At 50.0% G+C, this 22,979-nt stretch carries 21 protein-coding genes; 7 read left to right on the forward strand and 14 right to left on the reverse strand.

The window, feature by feature from the left end:
* Positions 1 to 2: 2 nt before the first annotated feature.
* The 3 genes from glcF to glcD are packed head-to-tail and all read right to left on the reverse strand — an operon-like array spanning position 3 to position 3,788.
* Positions 3 to 1,226, reverse strand: a complete 1,224-nt coding sequence (gene glcF, locus PS053_RS10255; protein WP_059253489.1) for a glycolate oxidase subunit GlcF — start codon at positions 1,224 to 1,226, stop codon at positions 3 to 5.
* Positions 1,227 to 1,236: 10 nt separating this feature from the next.
* The gene (gene glcE / locus PS053_RS10260) at positions 1,237 to 2,289 is read right to left on the reverse strand and encodes a glycolate oxidase subunit GlcE (RefSeq protein ID WP_256878840.1); all 1,053 of its coding nucleotides are present in this window, start codon (positions 2,287 to 2,289) and stop codon (positions 1,237 to 1,239) included.
* Positions 2,289 to 3,788, reverse strand: a complete 1,500-nt coding sequence (gene glcD / locus PS053_RS10265) for a glycolate oxidase subunit GlcD (protein ID WP_256878839.1) — start codon at positions 3,786 to 3,788, stop codon at positions 2,289 to 2,291. The genes glcE and glcD overlap by 1 nt, the downstream gene beginning before the upstream one ends.
* Positions 3,789 to 4,039: 251 nt before the next feature.
* On the opposite strand from glcD, the gene glcC reads away from it, so the two are divergent.
* Positions 4,040 to 4,798 (forward strand): transcriptional regulator GlcC, encoded by a 759-nt coding sequence (gene glcC, locus PS053_RS10270; protein WP_024164874.1) that lies wholly within the window; start codon positions 4,040 to 4,042, stop codon positions 4,796 to 4,798.
* Positions 4,799 to 4,800: 2 nt separating this feature from the next.
* Here glcC and yghO read toward each other — a convergent pair whose 3' ends face one another.
* Positions 4,801 to 5,925: a protein YghO gene (gene yghO / locus PS053_RS10275; RefSeq protein ID WP_103053907.1), complete on the reverse strand. Its 1,125-nt coding sequence runs from the start codon at positions 5,923 to 5,925 to the stop codon at positions 4,801 to 4,803.
* A gap of 422 nt (positions 5,926 to 6,347) precedes the next feature.
* On the opposite strand from yghO, the gene PS053_RS10280 reads away from it, so the two are divergent.
* The 4 genes from PS053_RS10280 to spt are packed head-to-tail and all read left to right on the forward strand — an operon-like array spanning position 6,348 to position 10,444.
* Entirely contained in the window at positions 6,348 to 8,081 is a 1,734-nt protein-coding gene (locus PS053_RS10280; RefSeq protein WP_256878838.1) for a fatty acyl-AMP ligase, read from the forward strand.
* Complete coding sequence (locus PS053_RS10285) at positions 8,078 to 8,992, forward strand: NAD-dependent epimerase/dehydratase family protein (RefSeq protein WP_256878837.1); 915 nt, start codon at positions 8,078 to 8,080, stop codon at positions 8,990 to 8,992. The genes PS053_RS10280 and PS053_RS10285 overlap by 4 nt, the downstream gene beginning before the upstream one ends.
* A gap of 31 nt (positions 8,993 to 9,023) precedes the next feature.
* The gene (locus PS053_RS10290) at positions 9,024 to 9,272 is read left to right on the forward strand and encodes an acyl carrier protein (RefSeq protein WP_000248101.1); all 249 of its coding nucleotides are present in this window, start codon (positions 9,024 to 9,026) and stop codon (positions 9,270 to 9,272) included.
* The gene (gene spt, locus PS053_RS10295) at positions 9,272 to 10,444 is read left to right on the forward strand and encodes a serine palmitoyltransferase (protein ID WP_000524993.1); all 1,173 of its coding nucleotides are present in this window, start codon (positions 9,272 to 9,274) and stop codon (positions 10,442 to 10,444) included. Before PS053_RS10290 ends, spt begins: the two co-directional genes overlap by 1 nt.
* Before the next feature lie 34 nt (positions 10,445 to 10,478).
* Here the strand turns inward: spt and lptG are convergent, their stop codons facing one another.
* The 7 genes from lptG to PS053_RS10330 are packed head-to-tail and all read right to left on the reverse strand — an operon-like array spanning position 10,479 to position 16,951.
* Positions 10,479 to 11,558 (reverse strand): LPS export ABC transporter permease LptG, encoded by a 1,080-nt coding sequence (gene lptG, locus PS053_RS10300; RefSeq protein WP_256878836.1) that lies wholly within the window; start codon positions 11,556 to 11,558, stop codon positions 10,479 to 10,481.
* Positions 11,555 to 12,625, reverse strand: coding sequence for an LPS export ABC transporter permease LptF (lptF, locus tag PS053_RS10305; RefSeq protein WP_256878834.1), 1,071 nt, complete (start codon positions 12,623 to 12,625; stop codon positions 11,555 to 11,557). The genes lptG and lptF overlap by 4 nt, the downstream gene beginning before the upstream one ends.
* Before the next feature lie 27 nt (positions 12,626 to 12,652).
* Positions 12,653 to 13,216, reverse strand: a complete 564-nt coding sequence (locus PS053_RS10310) for a YtfJ family protein (RefSeq protein WP_059235314.1) — start codon at positions 13,214 to 13,216, stop codon at positions 12,653 to 12,655.
* Between the two features lie 11 nt (positions 13,217 to 13,227).
* On the reverse strand, positions 13,228 to 14,052 hold the full coding sequence (locus PS053_RS10315) for a hypothetical protein (protein WP_059227473.1): 825 nt from the start codon (positions 14,050 to 14,052) through the stop codon (positions 13,228 to 13,230).
* On the reverse strand, positions 14,049 to 15,401 hold the full coding sequence (locus PS053_RS10320; RefSeq protein ID WP_000896909.1) for a lipopolysaccharide biosynthesis protein: 1,353 nt from the start codon (positions 15,399 to 15,401) through the stop codon (positions 14,049 to 14,051). Before PS053_RS10320 ends, PS053_RS10315 begins: the two co-directional genes overlap by 4 nt.
* A 46-nt stretch (positions 15,402 to 15,447) precedes the next feature.
* Positions 15,448 to 16,206, reverse strand: coding sequence for a nucleoside/nucleotide kinase family protein (locus PS053_RS10325; RefSeq protein ID WP_000339546.1), 759 nt, complete (start codon positions 16,204 to 16,206; stop codon positions 15,448 to 15,450).
* A gap of 31 nt (positions 16,207 to 16,237) precedes the next feature.
* Positions 16,238 to 16,951 carry a dTMP kinase gene (locus PS053_RS10330; protein ID WP_072247250.1) on the reverse strand — a complete coding sequence of 238 codons (714 nt, stop codon included), beginning with the start codon at positions 16,949 to 16,951 and terminating at the stop codon, positions 16,238 to 16,240.
* Between the two features lie 173 nt (positions 16,952 to 17,124).
* Between PS053_RS10330 and PS053_RS10335 the strand changes: the two genes are divergently transcribed.
* Complete coding sequence (locus PS053_RS10335; RefSeq protein WP_000443823.1) at positions 17,125 to 17,817, forward strand: dTMP kinase; 693 nt, start codon at positions 17,125 to 17,127, stop codon at positions 17,815 to 17,817.
* A gap of 48 nt (positions 17,818 to 17,865) precedes the next feature.
* On the opposite strand, the gene pitB is transcribed toward PS053_RS10335, so the two are convergent.
* Positions 17,866 to 19,365: an inorganic phosphate transporter PitB gene (gene pitB, locus PS053_RS10340; RefSeq protein ID WP_000933256.1), complete on the reverse strand. Its 1,500-nt coding sequence runs from the start codon at positions 19,363 to 19,365 to the stop codon at positions 17,866 to 17,868.
* A gap of 302 nt (positions 19,366 to 19,667) precedes the next feature.
* Positions 19,668 to 21,527, reverse strand: a complete 1,860-nt coding sequence (gss, locus tag PS053_RS10345) for a bifunctional glutathionylspermidine amidase/synthase (RefSeq protein WP_010341429.1) — start codon at positions 21,525 to 21,527, stop codon at positions 19,668 to 19,670.
* 204 nt (positions 21,528 to 21,731) lie between these two features.
* On the opposite strand from gss, the gene yghU reads away from it, so the two are divergent.
* On the forward strand, positions 21,732 to 22,598 hold the full coding sequence (gene yghU, locus PS053_RS10350) for a glutathione-dependent disulfide-bond oxidoreductase (RefSeq protein ID WP_000829980.1): 867 nt from the start codon (positions 21,732 to 21,734) through the stop codon (positions 22,596 to 22,598).
* Between the two features lie 131 nt (positions 22,599 to 22,729).
* On the opposite strand, the gene hybG is transcribed toward yghU, so the two are convergent.
* Positions 22,730 to 22,978 (reverse strand): hydrogenase maturation factor HybG, encoded by a 249-nt coding sequence (gene hybG, locus PS053_RS10355; RefSeq protein WP_000334896.1) that lies wholly within the window; start codon positions 22,976 to 22,978, stop codon positions 22,730 to 22,732.
* Between the last annotated feature and the right edge of the window lies 1 nt (position 22,979).

A 22,979-nucleotide genomic window follows, 5' to 3' on the forward strand; every position in this document is an offset into this window, starting at 1 on the left:
TGTTATTCCTTTTCAAGGGCTTGTTCTACAATTTCAATCCAGTGACGCACAGAGGTACGACCGGCGCTCGCCAGATGCGTCTGGCAACCAATGTTGGCGGTGACGATCATTTCCGGTTTGCCGCTTTCCAGTGCATTCATTTTGTTATCCCGTAGCTGGCGCGCCAGCTCGGGATGCGTTAATGCATACGTTCCCGCCGACCCGCAGCACAGATGGCTGTCGGGGACATCGGTTAAGGTAAATCCAAGACGGAGTAACACTTTTTCCACTTCGCCGTTCAGCTTTTGCGCATGTTGTAGGGTACACGGGCAGTGAAAGGCCAGTTTTTTATCGCCGCGAATCGCTAGCTTTTCCAGCGGTTCCTCACGTAAAAGCTCGACTAAATCGACCGCCAGTTCACTGACCTGACGCGCTTTATCGGCATACAATGCATCGTTTTTCAGCATCTGCCCGTACTCTTTGACGAACGCGCCGCAGCCACTGGCGGTTTGCAAAATTGCCTCGGCGCCCGCTTCAATCGCGGGCCACCATGCATCAATGTTATTTCGCGCCCGCGCTAACCCTTTTGCTTGCGCATTTAGATGATAGTCCACTGCGCCACAACAGCCTGCTTCGTCAGCTGGCATGACGCTGATCCCCAGGCGATCCAGCACACGCGCGGTTGCCGCGTTAGTATTGGGCGAAAGCGCAGGCTGGGCGCAACCTTCCAGCATTAAAACCCGGCGCTTATGGCGCAGCGGCGGACGCGGTTTGGCTTTCACAATTTTGGCGGGTAATTTTGCTCTGGCCTGTTCTGGCAACAACGGGCGTAACACCAGCCCTACCCGCGTCAGCGCACGGAAGACTGCCGGACGCGGCACCACCTGGCGCAAACCTTCACGTAACATTCGCTCCGGTAACGGGCGTTTCACTTTCTGCTCGACAATATCACGCCCGATATCCAGCAGATTGTGATAGTGCACACCAGAAGGACAGGTAGTTTCACAATTACGGCAAGTGAGGCAACGATCGAGATGCTCCTGCGTTTTAAGCGTGACTTCGTTACCTTCCAGTACCTGCTTAATCAGATAGATGCGCCCGCGCGGCCCGTCCAGTTCATCTCCTAAAAGCTGATACGTTGGGCAGGTTGCGGTACAAAATCCGCAGTGAACACAGGCGCGCAGGATACTGTCGGCTTCCTGCGCCCGCGGGTTCTGGCGCATCTCTTCGGTTAATCGGGTTTGCATAGCCTGCTCCTTAAAGTTCCGCGTACATGCGACCGGGGTTAAACACGCCGCAAGGGTCGAGCTGCTGTTTAAGCCGCTGGTGATAGCGGAATAAAGGGGCGGATAGCGGGGCAAAGCCGCCATCTCCGGCACTAAAGCGGGTCGCATGACCGCCAGCGTTGCGGGCGATGCGATGGATTTGATTGTCATCGGCTGTCGATTTCAGCCAGCGTAACGCCCCGCCCCAGTCGAGCAGTTGCTCGCCGGGTAAATCCATCATCGGCGCATCGCCAGGGAGTGAAATGCGCCATAAGGTGCCAGGTAATGAGAAAAACGGCAGTTGTTGTTCACGCAATTGCTGCCAGAACTGACTCGCAACCTCTTCGCCCCCCAGCAGTTCACGCGCCGCTTTTACCGATCCTTCACCGCCTTCGAGGCGAAACCACAACGCGTTGTCGAAGTAGCATAAACCACTAATGGGGAGTGGCTGGAGTTGCCACTGAGCGATTTCGTTCATGGCTTCTTGCAGGCTGATTTCCCGACGCAGACTCAGGGAGGCACGCGGTCGCGGTAACACTTTCATCGAGATTTCAGTGAGCACGCCAAGACAGCCGTAACTTCCGACCATTAACCGCGAGAGATCGTATCCGGCAACGTTTTTCATCACTTCGCCGCCAAAACGCAGATGTTTACCAGTGCCGGTAATAATGCGCGTACCGAGGACAAAATCGCGGACCGAACCGCTCCACGGGCGACGCGGCCCCGCCAGCCCGCAGGCGACCATCCCGCCCCAGGTGGCTTCTTCGCCATAATGCGGCGGCTCGCAGGGCAGCATTTGCCCGGCGCTTTCCAGCGCTGCTTCAATCGCCACCAGCGGTGTTCCGGCGCGAGCGGTGAGCACCAACTCGGTCGGGTCGTAATTAACAATGCCGCGATGGCAACGCACATCCAGCGCTTGTCCGGTGACAGGGCGTCCTAAAAAGGCTTTGCTATTGCTGCCCTGAATCACCAGCGGCGTTTTATCGCTAATCGCCTGATTCACCTGCTCCAGCAGCGCCTGACTGTAATCACACTCGCGTAGCATCAGAAACGCTCCAGTTCAGGGAAAGGTAAATGACCGTGATGCACATGCATGGCGCCAAATTCAGCGCAGCGGTGTAGCGTGGGAATGTTTTTTCCTGGGTTCAGCAAACCATCGGGATCAAACGCCGCCTTGACCGCATGAAAAGTCGTGATTTCATCGCTGTTGAACTGGGCACACATTTGATTAATTTTTTCTCGCCCGATGCCATGTTCCCCGCTAATGCTGCCGCCCACTTCGACGCAGAGTTCGAGGATCTTCCCGCCCAGCTCTTCCGCGCGGGCAAATTCACCGGGTTCGTTGGCATCGAAAAGGATCAACGGGTGCATGTTGCCGTCTCCGGCATGAAAGACGTTGGCGACGCGTAAATCATATTGCTGCGATAAACGGGCAATGCCTTCCAGTACGCCAGGCAGCGCACGGCGCGGGATGGTGCCGTCCATGCAGTAGTAATCCGGGGAGATACGTCCTACCGCCGGGAAAGCGTTTTTGCGGCCCGCCCAGAAACGCACACGTTCCGCTTCGTCCTGCGCCAGACGGACGTCAGTCGCGCCCGCTTTCCGTAAGATGTCGTTAACTCGTTCGCAGTCTTCCTGTACGTCAGACTCCACGCCATCCAGTTCGCATAACAAAATCGCTTCGGCATCGACGGGATAACCAGCATGAATAAAATCTTCCGCCGCGCGAATCGACAGGTTATCCATCATCTCCAGTCCACCAGGGATAATGCCATTGGCTATGATGTCACCGACGGCGAGTCCGGCTTTTTCTACCGAGTCAAAGCTGGCTAACAGAACCCGCGCCACGGGCGGTTTAGGCAGCAGTTTTACCGTCACTTCGGTGGTCACGCCGAGCATACCTTCCGATCCGGTAAACAGCGCCAGCAGATCAAAACCCGGTGAGTCCAGCGCATCCGATCCCAGCGTCAGCACCTCACCCTCCAGCGTTTGCACTTCAATTTTCAGCAAGTTATGTACGGTAAGCCCATATTTCAGGCAGTGGACGCCCCCCGCGTTTTCCGCCACATTGCCGCCAATGGAACAGGCGATTTGTGAGGAGGGATCCGGCGCGTAATAGAGATTATGTGGCGCAACGGCCTGGGAGATCGCCAGGTTACGCACGCCCGGCTGCACGCGCGCACGACGACCGACGGGATTGATTTCGAGGATTTTTTTAAAGCGCGCCATCACCAACAACACACCTTTTTCCAACGGCAACGCGCCGCCAGAAAGCCCGGTGCCTGCGCCACGGGTCACCACCGGCACACGCAAACGATGGCAGACAGCCAGAATCGCCGTCACCTGTTCCATCTGCTTAGGTAGAACAACCAGTAATGGACGCGTGCGATACGCGCTCAACCCGTCACACTCGTAAGGAATGATCTCCTCTTCGGTATGCAGGATCTCGAGTCCAGAGACATGCTCACGCAGTGCCATCAGTACCGATGCGCGATCGACATCGGGTAAAGCGCCGTCAAGACGCTCTTCGTACAAGATGCTCATGAGTAGGGTTCGCTTTGTTGTGTGTGTGTGGCAGCTAATTTTTGTACGCTGCTTCTGTGAACAGTTATTAAACGGGCTTTTCGTTTTCGTCTATCTCTTTAGCTACCGGTCAGACCATTTTTTTTCCCTCTCTGTGACTGCACATAGGTTAACTTAATGTTAAATTGATGTAGCATAATCACTTACGTGATGTCCGTGTTTCGCGACTTAATAACAGAAAAATTGGTCCTACCTGTGCACGAGGTCCGGGAATGAAAGATGAGCGTCGCCCTATTTGCGAAGTGGTTGCGGAGAGTATCGAACGGTTAATTATTGACGGCGTGCTGAAGGTCGGGCAGCCGCTTCCTTCGGAGCGTCGACTGTGTGAAAAGCTCGGCTTCTCGCGTTCCGCACTGCGTGAAGGGCTGACTGTGCTGCGCGGACGCGGGATTATTGAAACGGCGCAGGGGCGTGATTCTCGTGTGGCGCGGCTTAATCGTGTGCAGGACACCAGCCCACTGATCCATCTGTTCAGCACACAGCCAAGAACGCTTTACGATCTTCTCGACGTTCGCGCATTACTGGAAGGCGAATCTGCAAGACTAGCGGCTACGCTGGGAACCCCGGCGGATTTTGTTTTGATAACTCGCTGTTATGAAAAAATGCTCGCCGCCAGCGAGAGTAACAAAGCGATTTCGCTGATCGAACATGCGCAATTGGATCACGCTTTTCATCTCGCCATTTGCCAGGCTTCCCACAATCAGGTGCTGGTGTTTACTCTGCAATCATTGACCGATCTGATGTTTAATTCAGTGTTTGCCAGCGTGAACAATCTCTATCATCGCCCTCAACAAAAAAAACAGATCGATCGCCAGCATACCCGGATCTACAACGCCGTTTTGCAGCGTCTGCCGCTCATTGCCCAACGCGCTGCCCGCGATCATGTGAGGACGGTGAAAAAGAATCTCCACGATATCGAACTGGAAGGGAATCATTTGATTCGATCCGCGGCGCCACTGGAGATGAAATAGCGTCAAAGCCGTTTCTCATATAAGCGGTAACGCTTGTACGGTTCTGCGCCAATGCGCTCCAGCATGTTATTCATGCCCGCATTGGTTTCGAGGATCCATGACATCTCCAGCGCATCAATCTTCCGGCGGGTAAACGGATCGCGTAAGGCTTCAATCAATAACAGCGCAATCACCGGGCCGATGCGGCTAAACTGATACTCTTCGCGCACGCCCATTAGCGGCACCCGCGCAGTACGAACACCGCTGACTTTTAAGCGCCACAGCAATTTTGCCCAGCCGAAGGGAAAGAGCGATCCGTTAAGATCGGCAATCGCTTCATTGATGTTCGGTAAGCCGACAATAAATGCACAAGGAGCAGAATCTATCTCAGCAATGTAGATCATGTCATCCGGCACCAGATACTTAAGCTGATCGCCCATTGTCGCGAACTCATGTTCGGTAAACGGCACAAATCCCCAGTTGTGCTGCCAGCCAGAGTTAAAAATCTCGCGCAGGATCTGCATCTCTTCAGCAAATCGCTGACGATTAATACAGCGTATGGTCACCTTTTTGCGAACTTGATCCATCAGTTTCTTTAGCGCTGGTGAGAAAGTGAGATCGGTACGCTGCATCCACCACGCCAGCAAATCAATGCCTTTACGATAACCCAGTTGCTCAATATGCAAGGCATACCACGGTTTACCGTGAGGCATCATTGCACTGGGCGGCGTGTCAAACCCTTCAATCAGCAATCCACTTTCCTGATTAATATTCAGGCTGAATGGGCCAGTGATATTGCGCGCGCCTTGTGATTCCAGCCATGCTTCCGCTGCAGCAAATAAAGCAGCAAAAACGTCAAAATCATCAATGGCGTCAATCATACCGAAATGCCCCGTCTCTTCGCCGTAACGCTCGCGGTGCAAGGTATCAATTTGCGCGGTAATACGCCCTACGACACGCCCTGCTTTTTTCGCCACCCATGCCTGCCAGATGATATGCTCAGTCCCCGGATTCTTCGCCGATAAATGCTCATTGCGTTCAACGAATAAAGGCGGGATCCAGTTCAGATCATCTTGATATAGGGACGAAGGAAAAGCGATAAATGTTTGTAATTCATGCTTATTCATGACTTTTTCAATGTGAATCATTAGCGGCTCATATTTTTGTGGATATCAAATAATTAACGGAGGAAATACAAGCGGCAACAGAGAAATGCGAAACCGTAATAATTCTTCCATGAATATGCAAAAAGATAACAACATTCTCATTTATTACTACATGAAAAGTTTTGTCTAAATTACTACGCGAAATTTGATTTTCTTAGCACTAAATGCGTCAACGCCGAGATCATTATTGATATATTCACCACATAACTTATTGAATCAACATTAAGTAATATTCACCTGATAAATATTATTCACTGAAAGATATTTATCACATCAATTTATTACTCAAACAAATATAAAATATCTGGTACGTGAAAATACTATCCCCTTTCTCTTTTATGCATATATAATCCACCGCATTATTGTCATTTTATTTTCTGATATCCAATTTTCTTGTGGTGTATATGTCTAACAGAATCTTTACGCATTCCCTACCTATGCGCTATGCCGATTTTCCAACGCTGGTTGAAGCTTTGGACTATGCCGCTCTGGGAAGCGCCGGAATGAATTTTTACGATCGACGTAGCCAACTCGAAGAAAAACTGGAATATCACACATTAAAAACACGGTCCGAAACCGGAGCCAGGCGGCTGTTATCGCTGAACCTGAAAAAAGGTGATCGCGTGGCGCTGATTGCAGAAACCAGCGCTGGATTTGTCGAAGCGTTTTTTGCCTGCCAGTACGCAGGTTTAGTTGCTGTCCCGTTGGCGATTCCAATGGGCGTCGGGCAACGTGATTCATGGAGCGCTAAATTACAGGGTTTACTGGCAAGTTGTCAGCCAGCCGCGATAATCACCGGCGAGGAGTGGTTGCCGCTGGTCAATGCCGCCACGCTGGACAACTCTCAGTTACATGTTTTAAGCCACGCCTGGTTTAATGCTTTACCTGAAGCCGATATTGCACTTCAGCGCCCAGCCCCGGACGATATCGCCTACCTTCAGTACACTTCAGGCAGCACCCGTTTTCCGCGTGGCGTTATCATTACCCATCGCGAAGTGATGGCCAATCTACGCGCCATCAGCCATGACGGAATCAAATTACGTCCGGGCGATCGTTGTGTCTCCTGGTTGCCTTTCTATCATGACATGGGGCTGGTCGGTTTCCTCCTCACCCCAGTCGCTACACAGCTTTCTGTTGATTATTTGCGGACCCAGGATTTCGCTATGCGTCCGCTACAATGGCTAAAGTTGATCAGCAAAAATCGCGGCACAGTCTCTGTTGCGCCGCCGTTTGGCTATGAATTGTGTCAGCGACGCGTCAATGAAAAGGATCTTGCAGAACTGGATCTCTCCTGCTGGCGCGTCGCCGGTATTGGTGCAGAACCCATCTCCGCAGAGCAACTTCATTTATTTGCTGAATGTTTCCGTCAGGTCAACTTTGACGATAAAACCTTTATGCCCTGCTATGGACTGGCAGAGAACGCGCTGGCCGTCAGTTTTTCCGATGAAGCCTCTGGTGTTGTCGTTAACGAGGTCGATCGCGATATCCTTGAATATCAGGGGAAAGCCGTTGCGCCCTGCTCGCAGACACGCGCTATTTCGACCTTTGTTAACTGTGGTAAAGCGTTGCCACAGCATCGTATTGAAATTCGTAACGAAGCAGGCATTCCCGTAACGGAACGCGTAGTAGGCCATATTTATATTTCCGGCCCAAGTCTGATGAGCGGTTATTTTGGCGATCAAACGTCACAGAATGAGATTGCCGCAACAGGTTGGTTAGATACCGGCGACCTTGGTTATCTTCTGGACGGTTATCTGTATGTCACCGGGCGTATTAAAGATCTGATCATTATTCGTGGACGAAATATCTGGCCGCAAGATATTGAATATATTGCTGAGCAGGAACCGGAAATTCACTCTGGAGATGCAATTGCCTTCGTTACCGCTCATGAAAAAATTATTTTACAGATCCAGTGCCGGATCAGTAATGAGGATCGTCGAGCCCAGCTTATTCATTCTCTGGCCGCACAAATACAAAGCGAATTTGGCGTGACGGCAGCTATCGATTTGTTACCACCACACAGTATTCCACGCACCTCTTCCGGTAAGCCTGCCCGTGCAGAAGCGAAAAAACGTTATCAGAAAGCCTATGCCGCTAATTCCCATATACAGGAATCTCTCGCAGGTTTTGCGCAATGAATCAAACGGTCGCGGTAACTGGCGCTACTGGGTTTATCGGTAAATATATTATCGATAACCTGCTCAACCGCGGCTTTCACGTTCGCGCATTAACACGCACTCCTCGTGCTCACGCCAGCGATAGTCTTATCTGGGTGAACGGCTCGCTGGAAGATGCACATTCGCTTACTGAACTGGTAGCCGGAGCAAATGCAGTGGTCCACTGTGCCGGACAGGTGCGCGGACACAAAGAAGAGATCTTTACCCATTGTAACGTTGACGGCAGTCTGCGGCTGATGCAGGCAGCAAAAGAGAACGGCTTATGCCAACGATTTCTGTTTATCTCTTCACTGGCGGCGCGTCATCCTGAGCTTTCCTGGTACGCAAGATCTAAATATGAAGCCGAACAAAAATTAGCGGCAATAGCTGGCGAAATTGCGCTGGGCGTTTTTCGCCCAACGGCGGTGTATGGCCCTGGCGACAAAGAGCTAAAACCGCTTTTCGACTGGATGCTTCGCGGATTGCTGCCGCGACTTGGTGCGCCTGAGACTCAACTCTCTTTTCTACACGTCTCCGATTTAGCGCAAGCTGTGGGTCAGTGGTTGTGCGCCGATACTGTGCAAACACAAACGTATGAATTATGCGATGGCGTCGCCGGAGGCTATGACTGGCAACGGGTTCAACAACTGGCCGCCGACGCTCGTCAAGGGCCTGTACGGATGTTAGGCATACCTCTGCCACTGCTTATATGCCTTGCAGATATCAGCACAACATTAAGCCGCCTGTCTGGTAAAGAACCCATGCTGACACGCTCAAAAATTCGTGAATTAACCCATGCCGACTGGTCGGCAAGTAATAAATGTATTTCTGAAGATATTAATTGGTTTCCCGGGGTTAGCCTGGAACACGCATTACGCAACGGGCTATTTTGATTGTCTTGTTAAAAGGTGTCTTAACGTTTCTATGGTAAATCGTGAAATAGTAATGGATTACATCCTTTCCTGTTTACAGGATTTGGTCGAAAACGGTGTAGAAATTAAACCGGGTAGCGATCTTGTCAACGATCTTGGCCTGGAGTCGATCAAAGTGATGGATCTCTTAATGATGCTGGAAGATAGATTCGATATTTCCATTCCTATCAATATTCTGCTGGATGTCAGAACCCCTGTGCAATTAATGGAAACACTACTTCCATGGCTGGAGAATAAATAATGGGGCTATACGATAAATATGCGCGCCTTGCCACCGAGAGGCTGCAATTCAGTGATAACGGGTTAACGCCGTTTGGAACCTGTATTGATGAAGTCTATTCCGCAACGGAAGGACGTATCGGCGATAAAAAAGTGATCCTTGCCGGGACCAATAATTATCTTGGTTTAACCTTCAATGCCGAGGCCATTGCAAAAGGACAGTCAGCGTTAGCAACGCAAGGAACCGGCACTACCGGTTCGCGTATGGCTAACGGTAGCTATGCGCCGCACCTGGTATTAGAGAAAGAAATTGCAGAGTTCTTCAACCGTCCGACTGCCATCGTCTTTTCCACCGGCTATACCGCTAATTTAGGTGTTATCAGCGCCCTCGCTGACCACAACGCAGTCGTATTGCTGGACGCCGATAGCCATGCCAGTATCTATGATGCCTGCTCGCTTGGTGGGGCAGAGATCATTCGTTTTCGCCATAATGACGCTAAAGATTTGGAACGGCGGATGATTCGCCTCGGTGAACGGGCGAAAGAAGCGATTATCATCGTCGAAGGCATCTACAGTATGCTTGGTGACGTTGCGCCGCTGGCGGAAATTGTTGATATCAAACGTCGTCTTGGCGGCTATTTGATTGTCGATGAAGCTCACTCATTTGGCGTGTTAGGTGCGACGGGACGCGGATTGGTTGAGGCTGTTGGGGTTGAGGATGACGTTGATATCATCGTCGGAACTTTCAGTAAAAGCCTGGCCTCCATCGGTGGTTTTGCCGTCGGTTCGGAAGCGATGGAAGTGCTGCGTTATGGCAGTCGTCCGTATATCTTCACCGCTTCGCCTTCTCCCTCATGTATTGCTACCGTTCGTTCGTCGTTAAGAACTATTGCGACACAGCCAGAGCTGCGACAAAAGCTGATGGATAACGCCAACCGTCTGTATGCAGGTCTGGAGAAACTCGGTTACGAGTTAAGTTCACACATTAGCCCGGTAGTGCCGGTGATTATCGGTTCGAAAGAGGAAGGGTTACGTATCTGGCGCGAGCTTATTTCTCTGGGCGTATATGTGAATCTGATCCTGCCACCTGCCGCACCTGCAGGCATTACGCTGCTGCGCTGTAGCGTTAATGCTGCACACAGTCATGAGCAAATTGATGCCATCATTCAGGCTTTTGCAACTCTGAAACAGTAATGCTGCCCCGCCGTGGCGTTATGCCATGGCGGATTTAATGTTTCCTGTCGTATCGATATACCAGAATTAACGCTGCCAGCATAAACACGATCGGCAAACCGAGCGCTGTGACTGGCACGCTCAACGCGAATAACAATCCCAGATTGGCCATGATTTGATAGCTGATCCAGGTCAGTAGACCAACGATGACGCCCACAGCAAGACGGCTGCCCATCCCGGGAGCGCGCGGCACGCTAAAAGTAAAAGGAACGGCCAGTAAAATCATCGCCAAAGTTAATATGGGATGCCCTAGTTTTTCCCACAATGCCAGACGGTATTCACTGCCGGGTTGCCCGGTCTCCTGCAAATAATGGATGTAGTGGTTCAACTGGCGAACGGAAAAGCTGTTGCCCGGCATCGACAGTTCCTGAAGATTCATGCTGGTGAACGTCGATTGCCATGCCAGCTTATCTAACGTCTCCAGCGACTCCTTACCGTTGTGCCATTTTTTATGATTCACACCATGCAACATCCACGTTTTATTGTCTTCAATAGTGGCGCTACGTGCATAAATGTAGGATTCGAGCGAAAGATCATCCCGATAGTGAAAAATCTCTACGCCCACAGGTTGCCCCTGTTCGTTGAGCGATTTTACCGTCACAAATTCATTGCCACGTCTGGCCCACAGCATATTCCCGGTAATGTCGTGCTCATCGCCCAACGCAGTGGCAGTAGATTTGATTTGCAGCGCATGTTGCTGCAACGGCGACGCCACCCACTCATCAATCGCCCCCAATGAAACAGCCCACAAAATGCCGGCAACCAGCACCACCATCGCAATACGAAAAATAGAAAATCCCGTGGTTCGAATTGCAGTAAGTTCGCTGTTCTTCGACATTTGCCCAAGACCGACGATCCCACCTAACAAGGCAATAAATGGTCCAAGATCAATAAGTGTACGCGGCAGAGTCATTAACGCTACCATCACCGCCTGAGTCCAGCGATAACCACCGGGGCTAACGTCATCCAGCTCATTAATCAGGTTGAAAGTCGTGAAAAGCGGTAGCAGTAATCCTGCCGCAGCGGCAAAACCGAGAAAAACGTAACGAATTAAATAGCGACTGAAGATATTCATCGGAAGAATTTCTGCAACAAAGAGAAGTCGCGAGCGATTAGCATCAGCAAGCCGACTAACATCAGTCCGGGTATCAACCACAAACCAGGAATAAGGGGAATCGCCCCATTCGCCACCAGCGTACGGCAAACATCGCCGCCATAAAAAATGGCGATAAACAGCAACGTCAGCGGCAACAACGTTGAAAAACGTCCCTGACGCGGTTTAACCCGGCTCAATGAAATTGCCAGCATGGCCATTAGCAGAGCCGTAAAACCACGGCTTTGCCGCCATTGCAGTTCGGCATGATCGGCAGGAAAAACAGAGCGTGCCAGCTCTGTGACTGATTTCGCTTTACGCTTGACGTTCACGCTTTGATCCAGCGGATTAAGATGTAATTGCAGATTACGGTAGAGCTGTTCGTTGTCGTCACGCCCCTGATGATCGAGAACATAAGCCGTGCCGGTATGCAGCATGACGGTAGGTTTCTCTGGAGAAGGATCAACAACATCTACTGAATGAGCGCGAAAAATACGAGTTCGGTTGGCCGTCGAGGTATAAATCAGCGTATCAGTAAGATGGTTATTGTCTGGATCGACCGTCTGCGCAAGGATCATGCGTCCATTATCGTTAGTATTAAATTTCTTTGCCTGAAGATGGCGAACATCCAGCTCTGATTGCGACTGTTGCTCTAACTGATAAATTTGCGCATAAGCCCAGGGCCGACCATACATCGACAAAAGAGCAACAATAATACTCAGCGGGATCGCCAGATAAAGAACGGCTTTATACAAACGCGCAGGGCTGGCGCCAGACGCCGCGATAGCGGTAATTTCCGAATCGGTATACATCTGCCCAAGTGTTACGCCGACCGACACATACAAGCCGACAGGCAACAGCATCTCCAGTGCAATCAGTACCTTATAAAAAACAATATCCAGCACAACATTAAGAGCTAAAGTGCCATTAGCCGCTTCGGTCAGATAGCGCTGTGCAGAGTAGCTGGCGAAGATAAAGATCAAAAAACCAACGATGATCAACACTAAACGGCGCGTACCACACATGATGTAATGTTCAACCAGCTTCATCTCACCAACGCCCTCAATCCTTTGAATTTATTCTTCATTGATCAGCTTATTCGCCAGTGCAATGACATAATCGACTTCTTCCGGCGTCAAGCTGCCGTCCTTCGCCCACTGAATTTTCCCATCTTTACTCAACACCATGATGGTTGAACTTTGTTCCGGCAATTGCCAGGCAACGCGTCCCTGGCCGTTACCGTCGATAACGAATTGCGCCCAGGGATAATGGCGTTTATTTTTCTCAATTTTACCAACCACAAAATAACCGGAACCAAAGATGGCATCATCGGTGTTCACAATGGTGGTCGGCTGAAAACGATCCTGTGGGAAATTCGCCGCTTCTACTGCTTTGATTAACAGCGAGTTCTTTTTTTTTGCCGATTTCCTCCCGGCGATATACTGAATGATGCGTACTTTTCCTGTCAGTTGCGTACTGTTCCACTTTTGGTAGTGAATTTCGTCATCAGCGTTCAGCAGCAACTCGCCGCCGTCCTGGATATAAATCGGCGTCACCGGTTTGCCGGTAACAAAATTATGCGCCGCTGCACCGAATGGCAGGAACAAAAATGTCAGCACGATAATCAGACGAGATGGCATTATTTCTCCGGCTATACGGGAAAGCGCGAAATCAGCAGCTCTAAGCGCTGGCGAATATTGCTGTCGAGCGCTACCGGCGCGTCATACGGCTGGCGGTTTTCCATATCGTCCGCCACCATCTCATCATGCTTGTCCCCCATCAGACCGTTAATTGCCGCCAGAAAACGGGATATTTGCAGCGCCTCTTTATTTTCGGGATCAATCGATCTTAAGGTGTCGTAATAAGAAACCTGTTGGCTGATGATTTTACGCACATCATGAAATTCCCTGCCAGTCAGCAGTGGGCTGGAGACAATCTCTTTTAGCATGCGCATCTGTGCCTGACGGTAGGCGATAAAACCGTTTACACTTTCTAATTGGCTATGACGTAGTGAATAATTTACCAGCCACCAGACAGGAGAGCTTAAATAAACCCGTAAAAGGTTGCCGTAATATGACACTATATTTTTCTTACCGTTGCGGAAACCATCCTGAAAACGGCCAAGAAAGACGGTTGTTTTGCCAAACAAAAAACCTGCCTGATGTTTTTTTAAGTACAATCGTTGAGCAAAACGGAGATGTTTGTAGCGCGCACGCATGTATTTATACTGTTTACGCTCGTCAGTGGAGAGTTCATCTCCTGCTGCTTGCTTCAGCGTTAAGCGGAGTAGTTCCTTTCGATTTACACCATCCAGCCAGAATTTAAGACATAATGCATAATTGTCATGAATAATATCGGACGTACAGCGTAACGTGATAGTTGGCGGTAAGCTGACTTCTGCATCAACAACATCATCCTCTTCAACTGCAATAAATAAACGCTCACTGACCTCAAGTGGAAAATATTTTCTCATCATTGGGATTTTACTCCAGTTGCGTTACAGGCCAATAAATGGCGTTGGAAAAACGCCTTTAAGGTCGGAATTAACGAGAGCACCACATCCAGACATTGACCACCGAAATAAGCAAATGCCGCCCCCAGCACGCCAAACAGGTGACAGAATATGAACAGTAGAACGATGTAGCCCGCCGAAGCGATGGTTTGCGCCACGAGGAAAGCACGCTGTTTCCCTGCCATCAACAGTAATGATTCCTGCGGGAAGCCCAGCATTGAAATAACAATCGCGCCAAGCATCACCTGGATCAGGTCATAGGCTTCGAGATACTTCACGCCGAATACCAACGAAATAAGCGGCTTACCAACGATTAACACCGCCAGCGCCACCAGTATACCAATCCCCCCCGCCAACAAACCTGACTTCACTCCGAGTAGCCACGGTCTGGTGGTTCGTGGATCTAACCGCATGACTTCAGGATAAAAACTCTTACCCAGCAAGCTGGCGGGCGTACCGGCGGCATCGAAAAATGTCATTGCGATTTTAAATAGCCCGGCTGCAGCTGGCCCTAATACGATCCCCACCAGCACCGTGCTACATGAGTTACGCGCAGACCAAATGGAGTGGGCAATATTCGTTGACCAGACAAAACTCCACGCGCCTTTGATATGCCGCGCGGACTCAAACAGGTTCAATTTAAAGGCGCCATGAATATTTCTGCGACGCAATTCGCGCGCAGCAAACCACCAATACATAGTGCCGCCAATCAGATTCGAGGCGTACCAGGCGATAACGAAGCCAGCAAAGCCAAAGTTAAAATACCAGGCAATGACGCTACCTGCCGCACGCAGAAAAGGTTTCGTCGCCTGCTGCACCGCAATTAAATCGAAGCGATCTACCGCACGCAAAATACCCGTCGGCGTAGAAGAGGCCATCGAAGGAATAAGCGTGCAATAGAGCGCGGCCAGCCAAAAGCTTTGAGAATCAAGTCCTAAGGAATGGGAAAGGAAAGGCAGCAAGGCAATACCGCCGACAATCGCCACCGCCCCACTGACGATATCCAGCGAGAAGGAAAATGAGACAACATTACGAAATTGCTGGGGATTATTGTTGGTTAAGGCAGGCGTTCCGTACTGCACCACCAGTTGCCATGTCTGAAACTTAATAAAATCGCTAATCGACTTGGCGTAGGACTGTATGACAACGAGTACGCCAAACATCGCTGGTGTCATCCCTTTACCGGCACACGAGAGCGCCAGCAATCCCAGTAAAGCGCTCACGACATTGCTGGAACCTAACCAGGCGCTGTTGCGAATAATGGTGCGAAATGCGCCATCTGCAAACCAATGTTTGATGTTAAAACCCGCCAATTCAGCCAGACCTTATCGTTAAAAAATGAAAAATATCCCGTCGACCTTAAGTCAGGCTTCGGCGGTCAGAAACAATGGCGACTAACGAAACGGCCTGTAGCGCCCGTTCCAGCACCTCGCTATAGGGCGCTCTGGAATCGATCTCCAGAATTTTCGTGCCGTTATAGCCAATCTTCGACATGACGCTAATTTTGTCCTGCAGCTCGGCATAATCGTGATCAGGCTTGCGGGCGATGGCGGTATCTATATCAATTCCGAGACGAATGATTAATTCCGGGCGGTACTGTGCCATGTGTTGATACAAACGCCGTTCACTCTGCGCCAGAGAGATTTTGATTTTCCCGGTCGCACGCTCAACGCCAATCCCCGGCCCGTCATAATAAAAACCAGAAATTTCTGCCTGCGGAAAACGATCGCTGACTACCAGTACGCCACTTTGCGCCAGCCGCTGGACTTTACGCAGATTCGCCATACGCCGTAGTGAAAAGCAGTACATAATTACTGCCGCCCATAGCGCTGGCGATTTCGTTTTCATGCTCTGAGTTTTAGAGGATTTCGCCGCCAGCCGTCGCTCCAGCCAGACACCAACTAACGGCAACCGTTTGATTTTATCGCCGTCTTCACCGGAGAGTAGCCCCAGATAACGCCGTTCAGTCTGCCAGTGCTGTTGCAACGATTTTACCAGGTCGGTGGTCAACGTTGACTTACCAGTGCCGTCGCAGCCGACCACCGCAATCAACCCAGGAATATAGTTGGCCTGCGGCACGGTAGTGCTATTAACCGTTTGTGTTTGTAGTGCATCCATTCGTTAAATCATCCCTTATCCATTTTGCTGATCAGGAAAGTACGCTCTGAATAGAACGTAGCGAAGCTTGCAAAATCTCGTCTGCTGGCTGTCGCCCATCCAGTTCCAGGATCGTCGCGCCATTGAACGTCAATTGCGGCGTAACAGCGATTTTTTCGCGTAACGCCGCCAGTTGATGGTCAGGTTTACGCAAAAATGCCGTCTGTTCATCGATACTAAGGCGAATCAATAACACCGGTAGATATGAAGCCATCCACTGGTACAGTTTCAGTTCGCTCTGCCTTAACATTTTTACCCAGCCGTTGCCGCCCGTGGTTTTTGCCAGTTGCGGGCCATCGAAGCGAAACCCCGGCACTTCAACCTGTGGATAACGATCGGTAATTAGCAAGTAGCCTTGCTGGCTTTTGCTTAACATTTTACGAAACTTGTACGCACGCCAGCAGGAAAGCAGGTAGATGACCAGCGCAGTAAAATTGCCGGGCGGCGTTAAAGGCCGCTCGTGCACGTCGGCCGCTTTGCCCCGCAGATAACGCCCAAAGGGCGCACCAATACCAGGCAACTGCGAAATCCACTCACCGATACGCCCGGAAGACTGCCCCAGATAGATCTGTTCTGTGGGTATTTTCGCTGTCAGTTCATTGACCAGACTCGCAGTAAGCGTCGATTTACCCGAACCATCACATCCTACAATGGCAATAACACGCAGTGGTGTGGAATTAATTATTGACATATTACGTTGATTCACGAAAAACCCGGCAGCAAATAATGTATTGAATATTACGTAGTCCGTGTCCAGAATATCCGTTCAACCTTATTGTGACAATGCCTAATTGTGGCATTAGTCTGAATAACGTCTTTATAAAATCATATTGACCAAATAAATATTTACAATGGATATTTAAATTAAGGGATATATTCATGGAATCAATAATTCCACCAGTCATTGCCGTTATCGGTAGCGATGGTTCAGGTAAATCTACAGTTTGTGAACATCTTATTTCTGTTGTCGAAAAATATGGCGCCGCAGAAAGAGTTCATCTCGGAAAACAGGCAGGGAATGTCGGGCGTGCTGTGGTAAAAATGCCATTAATGGGAAAATCACTGAATAAATCCATTGAACGAAATAAAGTAAAAACGGCTAAAAAATTACCTGGACCGATTCCTGCACTGGTGATTACGGCATTTGTCGCCCGCCGCTTACTACGCTTTCGCCATATGCTCACCTGCCGACAACACGGATTAATTGTCTTAACCGATCGTTATCCGCAGGACCAAATCCCTGGCGCTTATGACGGTACGGTGTTTCCCCCCAACGTTGAGGGAAGCCGTTTTGTTTCATGGCTTGCTAATCTGGAACGTAGAGCATTTCACTGGATGGCGAGCTATAAGCCGGATCTGGTGATTAAGCTCAACGTTGATCTGGATGTCGCCTGTGAACGTAAACCTGACCATAAAAGGGAGTCTCTGGCGAGGAAAATTGCCATCACGCCACAGTTAACCTTTGGCGGCGCGCAATTGATTGATATCGATGCCAATCAGCCACTTGAGCAGGTACTTGTTGATGCAGAAAATGCCATTAAGGATTTTATGGCAGCACGAGGTTATCACTAATCAAAATTAAAAATGCCCGATCACAAAGACCGGGCATCACCAGTAAAGTCAAATAAATTGCAACGCAATCCAGTAAAGACTGCCAGACAGAAAAATCGCCGCCGGTAAGGTAAACACCCACGCCATCAGAATACTGGTGACGGTTTTACGCTGTAACCCGCCACCATCAACCACCATCGTCCCTGCGACAGCAGAAGAGAGTACATGTGTCGTGGAAACCGGCATCCCAATATAGCTGGCAAGACCGATAGACACCGCAGCGGTCATCTGCGCAGCCATCCCTTGAGCATACGTCATACCACGCTTACCAATTTTCTCGCCAATGGTCATCGCCACACGACGCCAGCCTATCATGGTACCGATACCCAGCGCCAAAGCCACTGCCATAATGATCCAGACCGGTGCATATTCAATGGTGCTTAACATATCAGTACGCAGTTTTTTCAGCAGGTTCTGATCTTCTTTGCTAACGCCCGGCAATTTCGCCAGCTTCGCGGAGGTATCGGAGATGCAAAGCATAATACGACGCAACTGGCTGCGTTGACCTACGCTTAACGGCTCATAACTGTCCATATTACCCGGTAGCATCGTTTTAACACGGTCAATGGCATCAAAAGTGTTTGCAGGATGACAATGGAACTCTTTCGGCTGAGAACCGTCAGCCGGAGTGGCAGGCAATGGTTGTTCCATCGCAATCAATTTTTGCGGCAGTTCGGGATGCTGTTGCAAATAGTGTTCGAAGTTAGTGACCGCATCTCGAGTACGAGTAATTTCATATCCTGATGCGTTCATGTTAACAACGAACCCGGCAGGCGCAATCCCTACCAGCACCAGCATGACCAGGCCAATCCCTTTTTGCCCATCGTTCGCACCATGAGAGAAAGCCACGCCCGCAGCGGAAACAATCAGCGCAATACGTGTCCAGAACGGCGGCTTGCGTTTGCCTTTTTTCTTCTTCCGCTCCTCTGGAATACGATGGATGCGATCGCGCTTTTTCGTCCCGCTCCAGTAGCGGCGCAACAGGAAAATCAGTCCCCCAGCAATCACCAGTCCAACAATGGGAGAAACTATCAACGAAGAGAAAATCTTTGTAACTTCACGCAGATTTAATGCATCCATGACCGACGAACCGGTTAAAAGTGCATTGGTTAAACCGATGCCGATAATCGCGCCAATCAAAGTGTGAGAACTGGAGGCAGGTAAACCAAAGAACCACGTTCCCAGGTTCCAGATAATCGCTGCTAACAGCATGGAAAAGACCATCGCCAGGCCATGGGCCGAGCCCATATTGAGCAACAAATCAGTAGGCAACATATGAACGATGGCATAAGCAACGCTAAGCCCACCAAGCAACACGCCAAAAAAGTTAAAAAATGCCGCCATCACTACAGCAAGATGCGGCTGCATGGCGCGGGTATAAATAACGGTTGCTACCGCATTCGCCGTGTCATGAAAACCATTGATCGCTTCGTAGAACAACACAAATGCCAGAGCCAGTAATAGCAAAAGCCCTGTGTATATATCAAGGCCAACAAATAAATTTAGCATATATTAGATTACGCCATTTTGAATTTACGAACGAACGCATTATCAGTGACTTTAATGGCGTGGGCAAAGTGAAATATCGCTTTTTAGTGATAAAAACAAAGTTATTTCTTTAGTATCAGACAATAAGTCGCCTCTCAAAACTTTAAAGAATATTTAATAATGGCGTATTTTATCCGTTAATATATTTAGGGTGTGAACATATTGGCATTAATATATACAATTAATTAATGATTTGAATAATCTGCGGACATGTTCCCGTACCGATTAATTTCATAATCAGTACGGGTTTACTACAACATGTATTACTCTTTCACCACAATTAACGGTTCAATATCACTCTCTTTTTTGATGACCAGTGATTCATCGCCGCGCAGGCAAGTTCCACCATAGTTACCACCAACAGTGAAGGTACACACCTGGATATACTTACCGTCCACTTTTGGCAGGCACCACAGTTGCTGGTAAATATTTTTCTGTTCGGCAAATTTACCACTGGTCTGATCAAGCACCTCTTCATGATGGCTGACCAGGTCGATGTTGCTACCACAGCGCCCGGCAATCGGTTTAACGGCATAACCGGTTTTCACCAGCTCATCATTCACGGTGAAGTCAGTATCCAACAGATAACGATGGTGCGGGAACAGAGACCAGAGGATCGGCAGAATCGCTTTGTTACCGGGGATCACCGTCCATAGCGGCTCAAAAACCAACACTTCCGGGCGTAACAGAACGTCTATCAGACGAACTTCATTTTGTGGATGCCCGGTGCGAATCGGCACTGCGGCAAATTCACGGTCGCTCACTTCGCGGATTTGATCAAATGCCGTTTCCCACGCCCAGGTTTTCCATACACAGTTAACCTGTCGCCCTTCTCCATCAATCAGTTGCCCGGCAGCATCCCAACGCAGTTCCTCTAACCCGCGTAAAATACGCGTTTCAAAGCCTGCTTGTTGCAGCGCCTGCTCCATAAACTGAGCGTGATAATTCTCCTCAATATCTTTGTCCTGCATGATATGCACAAACGGACGCGCGCGGCTGTGTTTCCATGCGCCTGCCAGCTCGTTAATCAACCCTTCAGCTGGATTGAAGCCGCTGCCTTTATAACCCTGCTCCGCCCAGCGTTCGAGGATTAAGCCTGCTTCGGTATGGCAGGAGGCGGAATCGGCGTTGTATTCATAGACTTTCAGGCCACGCTCATCCATGCAGAAGTCCATTCGGCCGGTAATCATATGGTGTCGGCGACGCTGCCAGGAGAGACGCAAACGCGGCCAGAGGATTTTTGGAATATCGAACAGCGCCAGCAGATTGTCATCTTTCAGCACCTTGTCGGTGGCATGCAGATACATCAGGTGCAGCTCGTTAGTGGCTTTTATCAGCTCCTGTTCGGCGCTCTCGGTAATGGTGTAATAATGATACGGGTCCTGATTGATTACCTGACCGTTCGCCTGCACGTAGGCATTTTGTAGCGGATCCTGCTCATCCAACCATTTACCGTCAAACTGACCTTTGTTTTCCAGTCGCGCCCCGCTGATTTTCAACAAATCACTTTCAATTTGCGGCTGCGGCAAGCTGTGTTCGGTATCTTCCGTCTGGATCATCCAACCAAGAATAGTAGTGTCATCAAAAGTATCTTTCAGGGTATAACAACCGTTTTCGACTACCATCTCCAGCTCGCGCGTCCACTGTTGCCCTTGCGGCAACGGAGAATGAATCACGTTCTGTTCCGCAATGCGAACTTTATTCCCGTGCAATTGCGTAATAATGGCGACATGGCCTGTGTCTTTAAATTCACCGCCTTTATCCCAGATAAGAAGCGCGCCCGCGACTGGCGCACGTGGCGAGCCATTAGGGAACGCCTGCAATGGCAAAATGTTGTCATTAACCACTTCACGCAGGAAGCGCAGTGAGAAAATCTCCCACGCCATTCCCACATCTGTGAAGACTACACCGTAGTTCAGAAAGAGAAAACGGCGAGCAAATTCAACACATTGCCATTTGTAGCCCATATATTCGTCGTCGATATAGCTACGGAATACGGCATCATCTTCGTATTCCTGCGGATCGAGAGAACTGTAATCTGAAGAGTAGATTGCTACACCACCGGGGGCATAGCCTAATAATGTCCCAAACGGGGCATCCTGACTGGTCGTTCCTTTGCTCATCACGTTACCTTAAACAATACAGCCTAAGCAGTTGGCGTAAATGTTATGCTCTGATTACCTGCTCAGTGACATTAACCGGACAGAGGTCAGACTAATCATACACCTCAACGCAGCGGCTGGCGCAAAGGGTTAAAAAATTCACAATCTGTACAGCAGACGAACTGCTACACTGCTTCAACATTACCACTCAGAAGGCAACTCACTATGGCAGAAAATACTTATCAGCCCGCGAAAGTCTGGACGTGGGATAAATCCTCTGGTGGCGCGTTCGCCAATATCAATCGCCCGATGTCTGGCCCGACACATGAAAAAGCGCTACCGGTTGGTAAACACCCGTTGCAGCTCTATTCTCTGGGTACGCCAAACGGTCAGAAAGTCACCATAATGCTTGAAGAACTGTTGGCGCTGGGCGTTACTGGCGCAGAGTACGATGCCTGGCTGATCCGCATTGGCGATGGCGATCAATTCTCCAGCGGCTTTGTGGAAGTGAACCCGAACTCGAAGATCCCGGCACTGCGTGATCATACGCATAATCCGCCTATCCGCGTATTTGAGTCAGGATCGATTCTGCTTTATCTGGCAGAGAAATTTGGCTACTTCCTGCCGCAGGATCTGGCTAAACGTACCGAAACGCTGAACTGGTTGTTCTGGTTACAGGGCGCCGCGCCGTTCCTTGGCGGTGGTTTTGGTCACTTTTACCATTACGCACCGGTGAAAATTGAGTACGCCATCAATCGCTTTACCATGGAAGCCAAGCGTCTGCTCGACGTGTTGGACAAACAACTGGCACAACATAAATTTGTTGCGGGTGATGAGTACACCATTGCGGATATGGCAATCTGGCCGTGGTTTGGCAACGTGGTGTTAGGTGGCGTGTATGATGCCGCAGAGTTTCTTGATGCAGGTAGCTATAAGCACGTGCAACGCTGGGCGAAAGAAGTGGGCGAACGTCCGGCAGTAAAGCGTGGGCGTATTGTTAACCGCACCAACGGGCCGCTGAACGAGCAGTTACATGAGCGCCATGACGCCAGCGATTTCGAGACGAATACGGAAGATAAGCGTCAGGGGTAATGGTTAGTGCTCGTCGCAGCAAGCCATCCAGGCCGGATAAGGCGTTCACGCCGCATCCGGCAATCGAGCGCAATATCTGATGCGACGCTAGCGCGTCTTATCAGGCCTACAAATGCCTCCGGCTTTCATCATCACGCGCTGGTAATGTCGTAATCCATTTGGCGCAGCGCGTCTAATGTGGCTTTGGCTTCATCTTCGTCGATGATGCTCATGGCAAATCCGACGTGTACCAGCACCCACTGGCCCAGCAGATCGGCAGGGTTACCTTCGCAAATCAGGGCGATATTCACGTCGCGCTTGATACCACATACTTCAACCTGCGCAAGCTGGTGAATATCTTCACCGACAGCCAGCACCTGACCAGGAACACCAATACACATT

Source organism: Escherichia albertii (genome assembly GCF_028622335.1).
Classification (GTDB): Bacteria; Pseudomonadota; Gammaproteobacteria; order Enterobacterales; family Enterobacteriaceae; genus Escherichia; species Escherichia albertii.

Excerpts from the sequence above, each read along its gene's own strand:
- glcF (WP_059253489.1), bottom strand. The coding sequence starts at position 1,226 with ATGCAAACCCGATTAACCGAAGAGATGCGCCAGAACCCGCGGGCGCAG.
- glcE (WP_256878840.1), bottom strand. The coding sequence starts at position 2,289 with ATGCTACGCGAGTGTGATTACAGTCAGGCGCTGCTGGAGCAGGTGAAT.
- glcD (WP_256878839.1), bottom strand. The coding sequence starts at position 3,788 with ATGAGCATCTTGTACGAAGAGCGTCTTGACGGCGCTTTACCCGATGTC.
- glcC (WP_024164874.1), top strand. The coding sequence starts at position 4,040 with ATGAAAGATGAGCGTCGCCCTATTTGCGAAGTGGTTGCGGAGAGTATC.
- yghO (WP_103053907.1), bottom strand. The coding sequence starts at position 5,925 with ATGATTCACATTGAAAAAGTCATGAATAAGCATGAATTACAAACATTT.
- PS053_RS10280 (WP_256878838.1), top strand. The coding sequence starts at position 6,348 with ATGTCTAACAGAATCTTTACGCATTCCCTACCTATGCGCTATGCCGAT.
- PS053_RS10285 (WP_256878837.1), top strand. The coding sequence starts at position 8,078 with ATGAATCAAACGGTCGCGGTAACTGGCGCTACTGGGTTTATCGGTAAA.
- PS053_RS10290 (WP_000248101.1), top strand. The coding sequence starts at position 9,024 with ATGGTAAATCGTGAAATAGTAATGGATTACATCCTTTCCTGTTTACAG.
- spt (WP_000524993.1), top strand. The coding sequence starts at position 9,272 with ATGGGGCTATACGATAAATATGCGCGCCTTGCCACCGAGAGGCTGCAA.
- lptG (WP_256878836.1), bottom strand. The coding sequence starts at position 11,558 with ATGAATATCTTCAGTCGCTATTTAATTCGTTACGTTTTTCTCGGTTTT.
- lptF (WP_256878834.1), bottom strand. The coding sequence starts at position 12,625 with ATGAAGCTGGTTGAACATTACATCATGTGTGGTACGCGCCGTTTAGTG.
- PS053_RS10310 (WP_059235314.1), bottom strand. The coding sequence starts at position 13,216 with ATGCCATCTCGTCTGATTATCGTGCTGACATTTTTGTTCCTGCCATTC.
- PS053_RS10315 (WP_059227473.1), bottom strand. The coding sequence starts at position 14,052 with ATGATGAGAAAATATTTTCCACTTGAGGTCAGTGAGCGTTTATTTATT.
- PS053_RS10325 (WP_000339546.1), bottom strand. The coding sequence starts at position 16,206 with ATGGATGCACTACAAACACAAACGGTTAATAGCACTACCGTGCCGCAG.
- PS053_RS10335 (WP_000443823.1), top strand. The coding sequence starts at position 17,125 with ATGGAATCAATAATTCCACCAGTCATTGCCGTTATCGGTAGCGATGGT.
- pitB (WP_000933256.1), bottom strand. The coding sequence starts at position 19,365 with ATGCTAAATTTATTTGTTGGCCTTGATATATACACAGGGCTTTTGCTA.
- gss (WP_010341429.1), bottom strand. The coding sequence starts at position 21,527 with ATGAGCAAAGGAACGACCAGTCAGGATGCCCCGTTTGGGACATTATTA.
- yghU (WP_000829980.1), top strand. The coding sequence starts at position 21,732 with ATGGCAGAAAATACTTATCAGCCCGCGAAAGTCTGGACGTGGGATAAA.
- hybG (WP_000334896.1), bottom strand. The coding sequence starts at position 22,978 with ATGTGTATTGGTGTTCCTGGTCAGGTGCTGGCTGTCGGTGAAGATATT.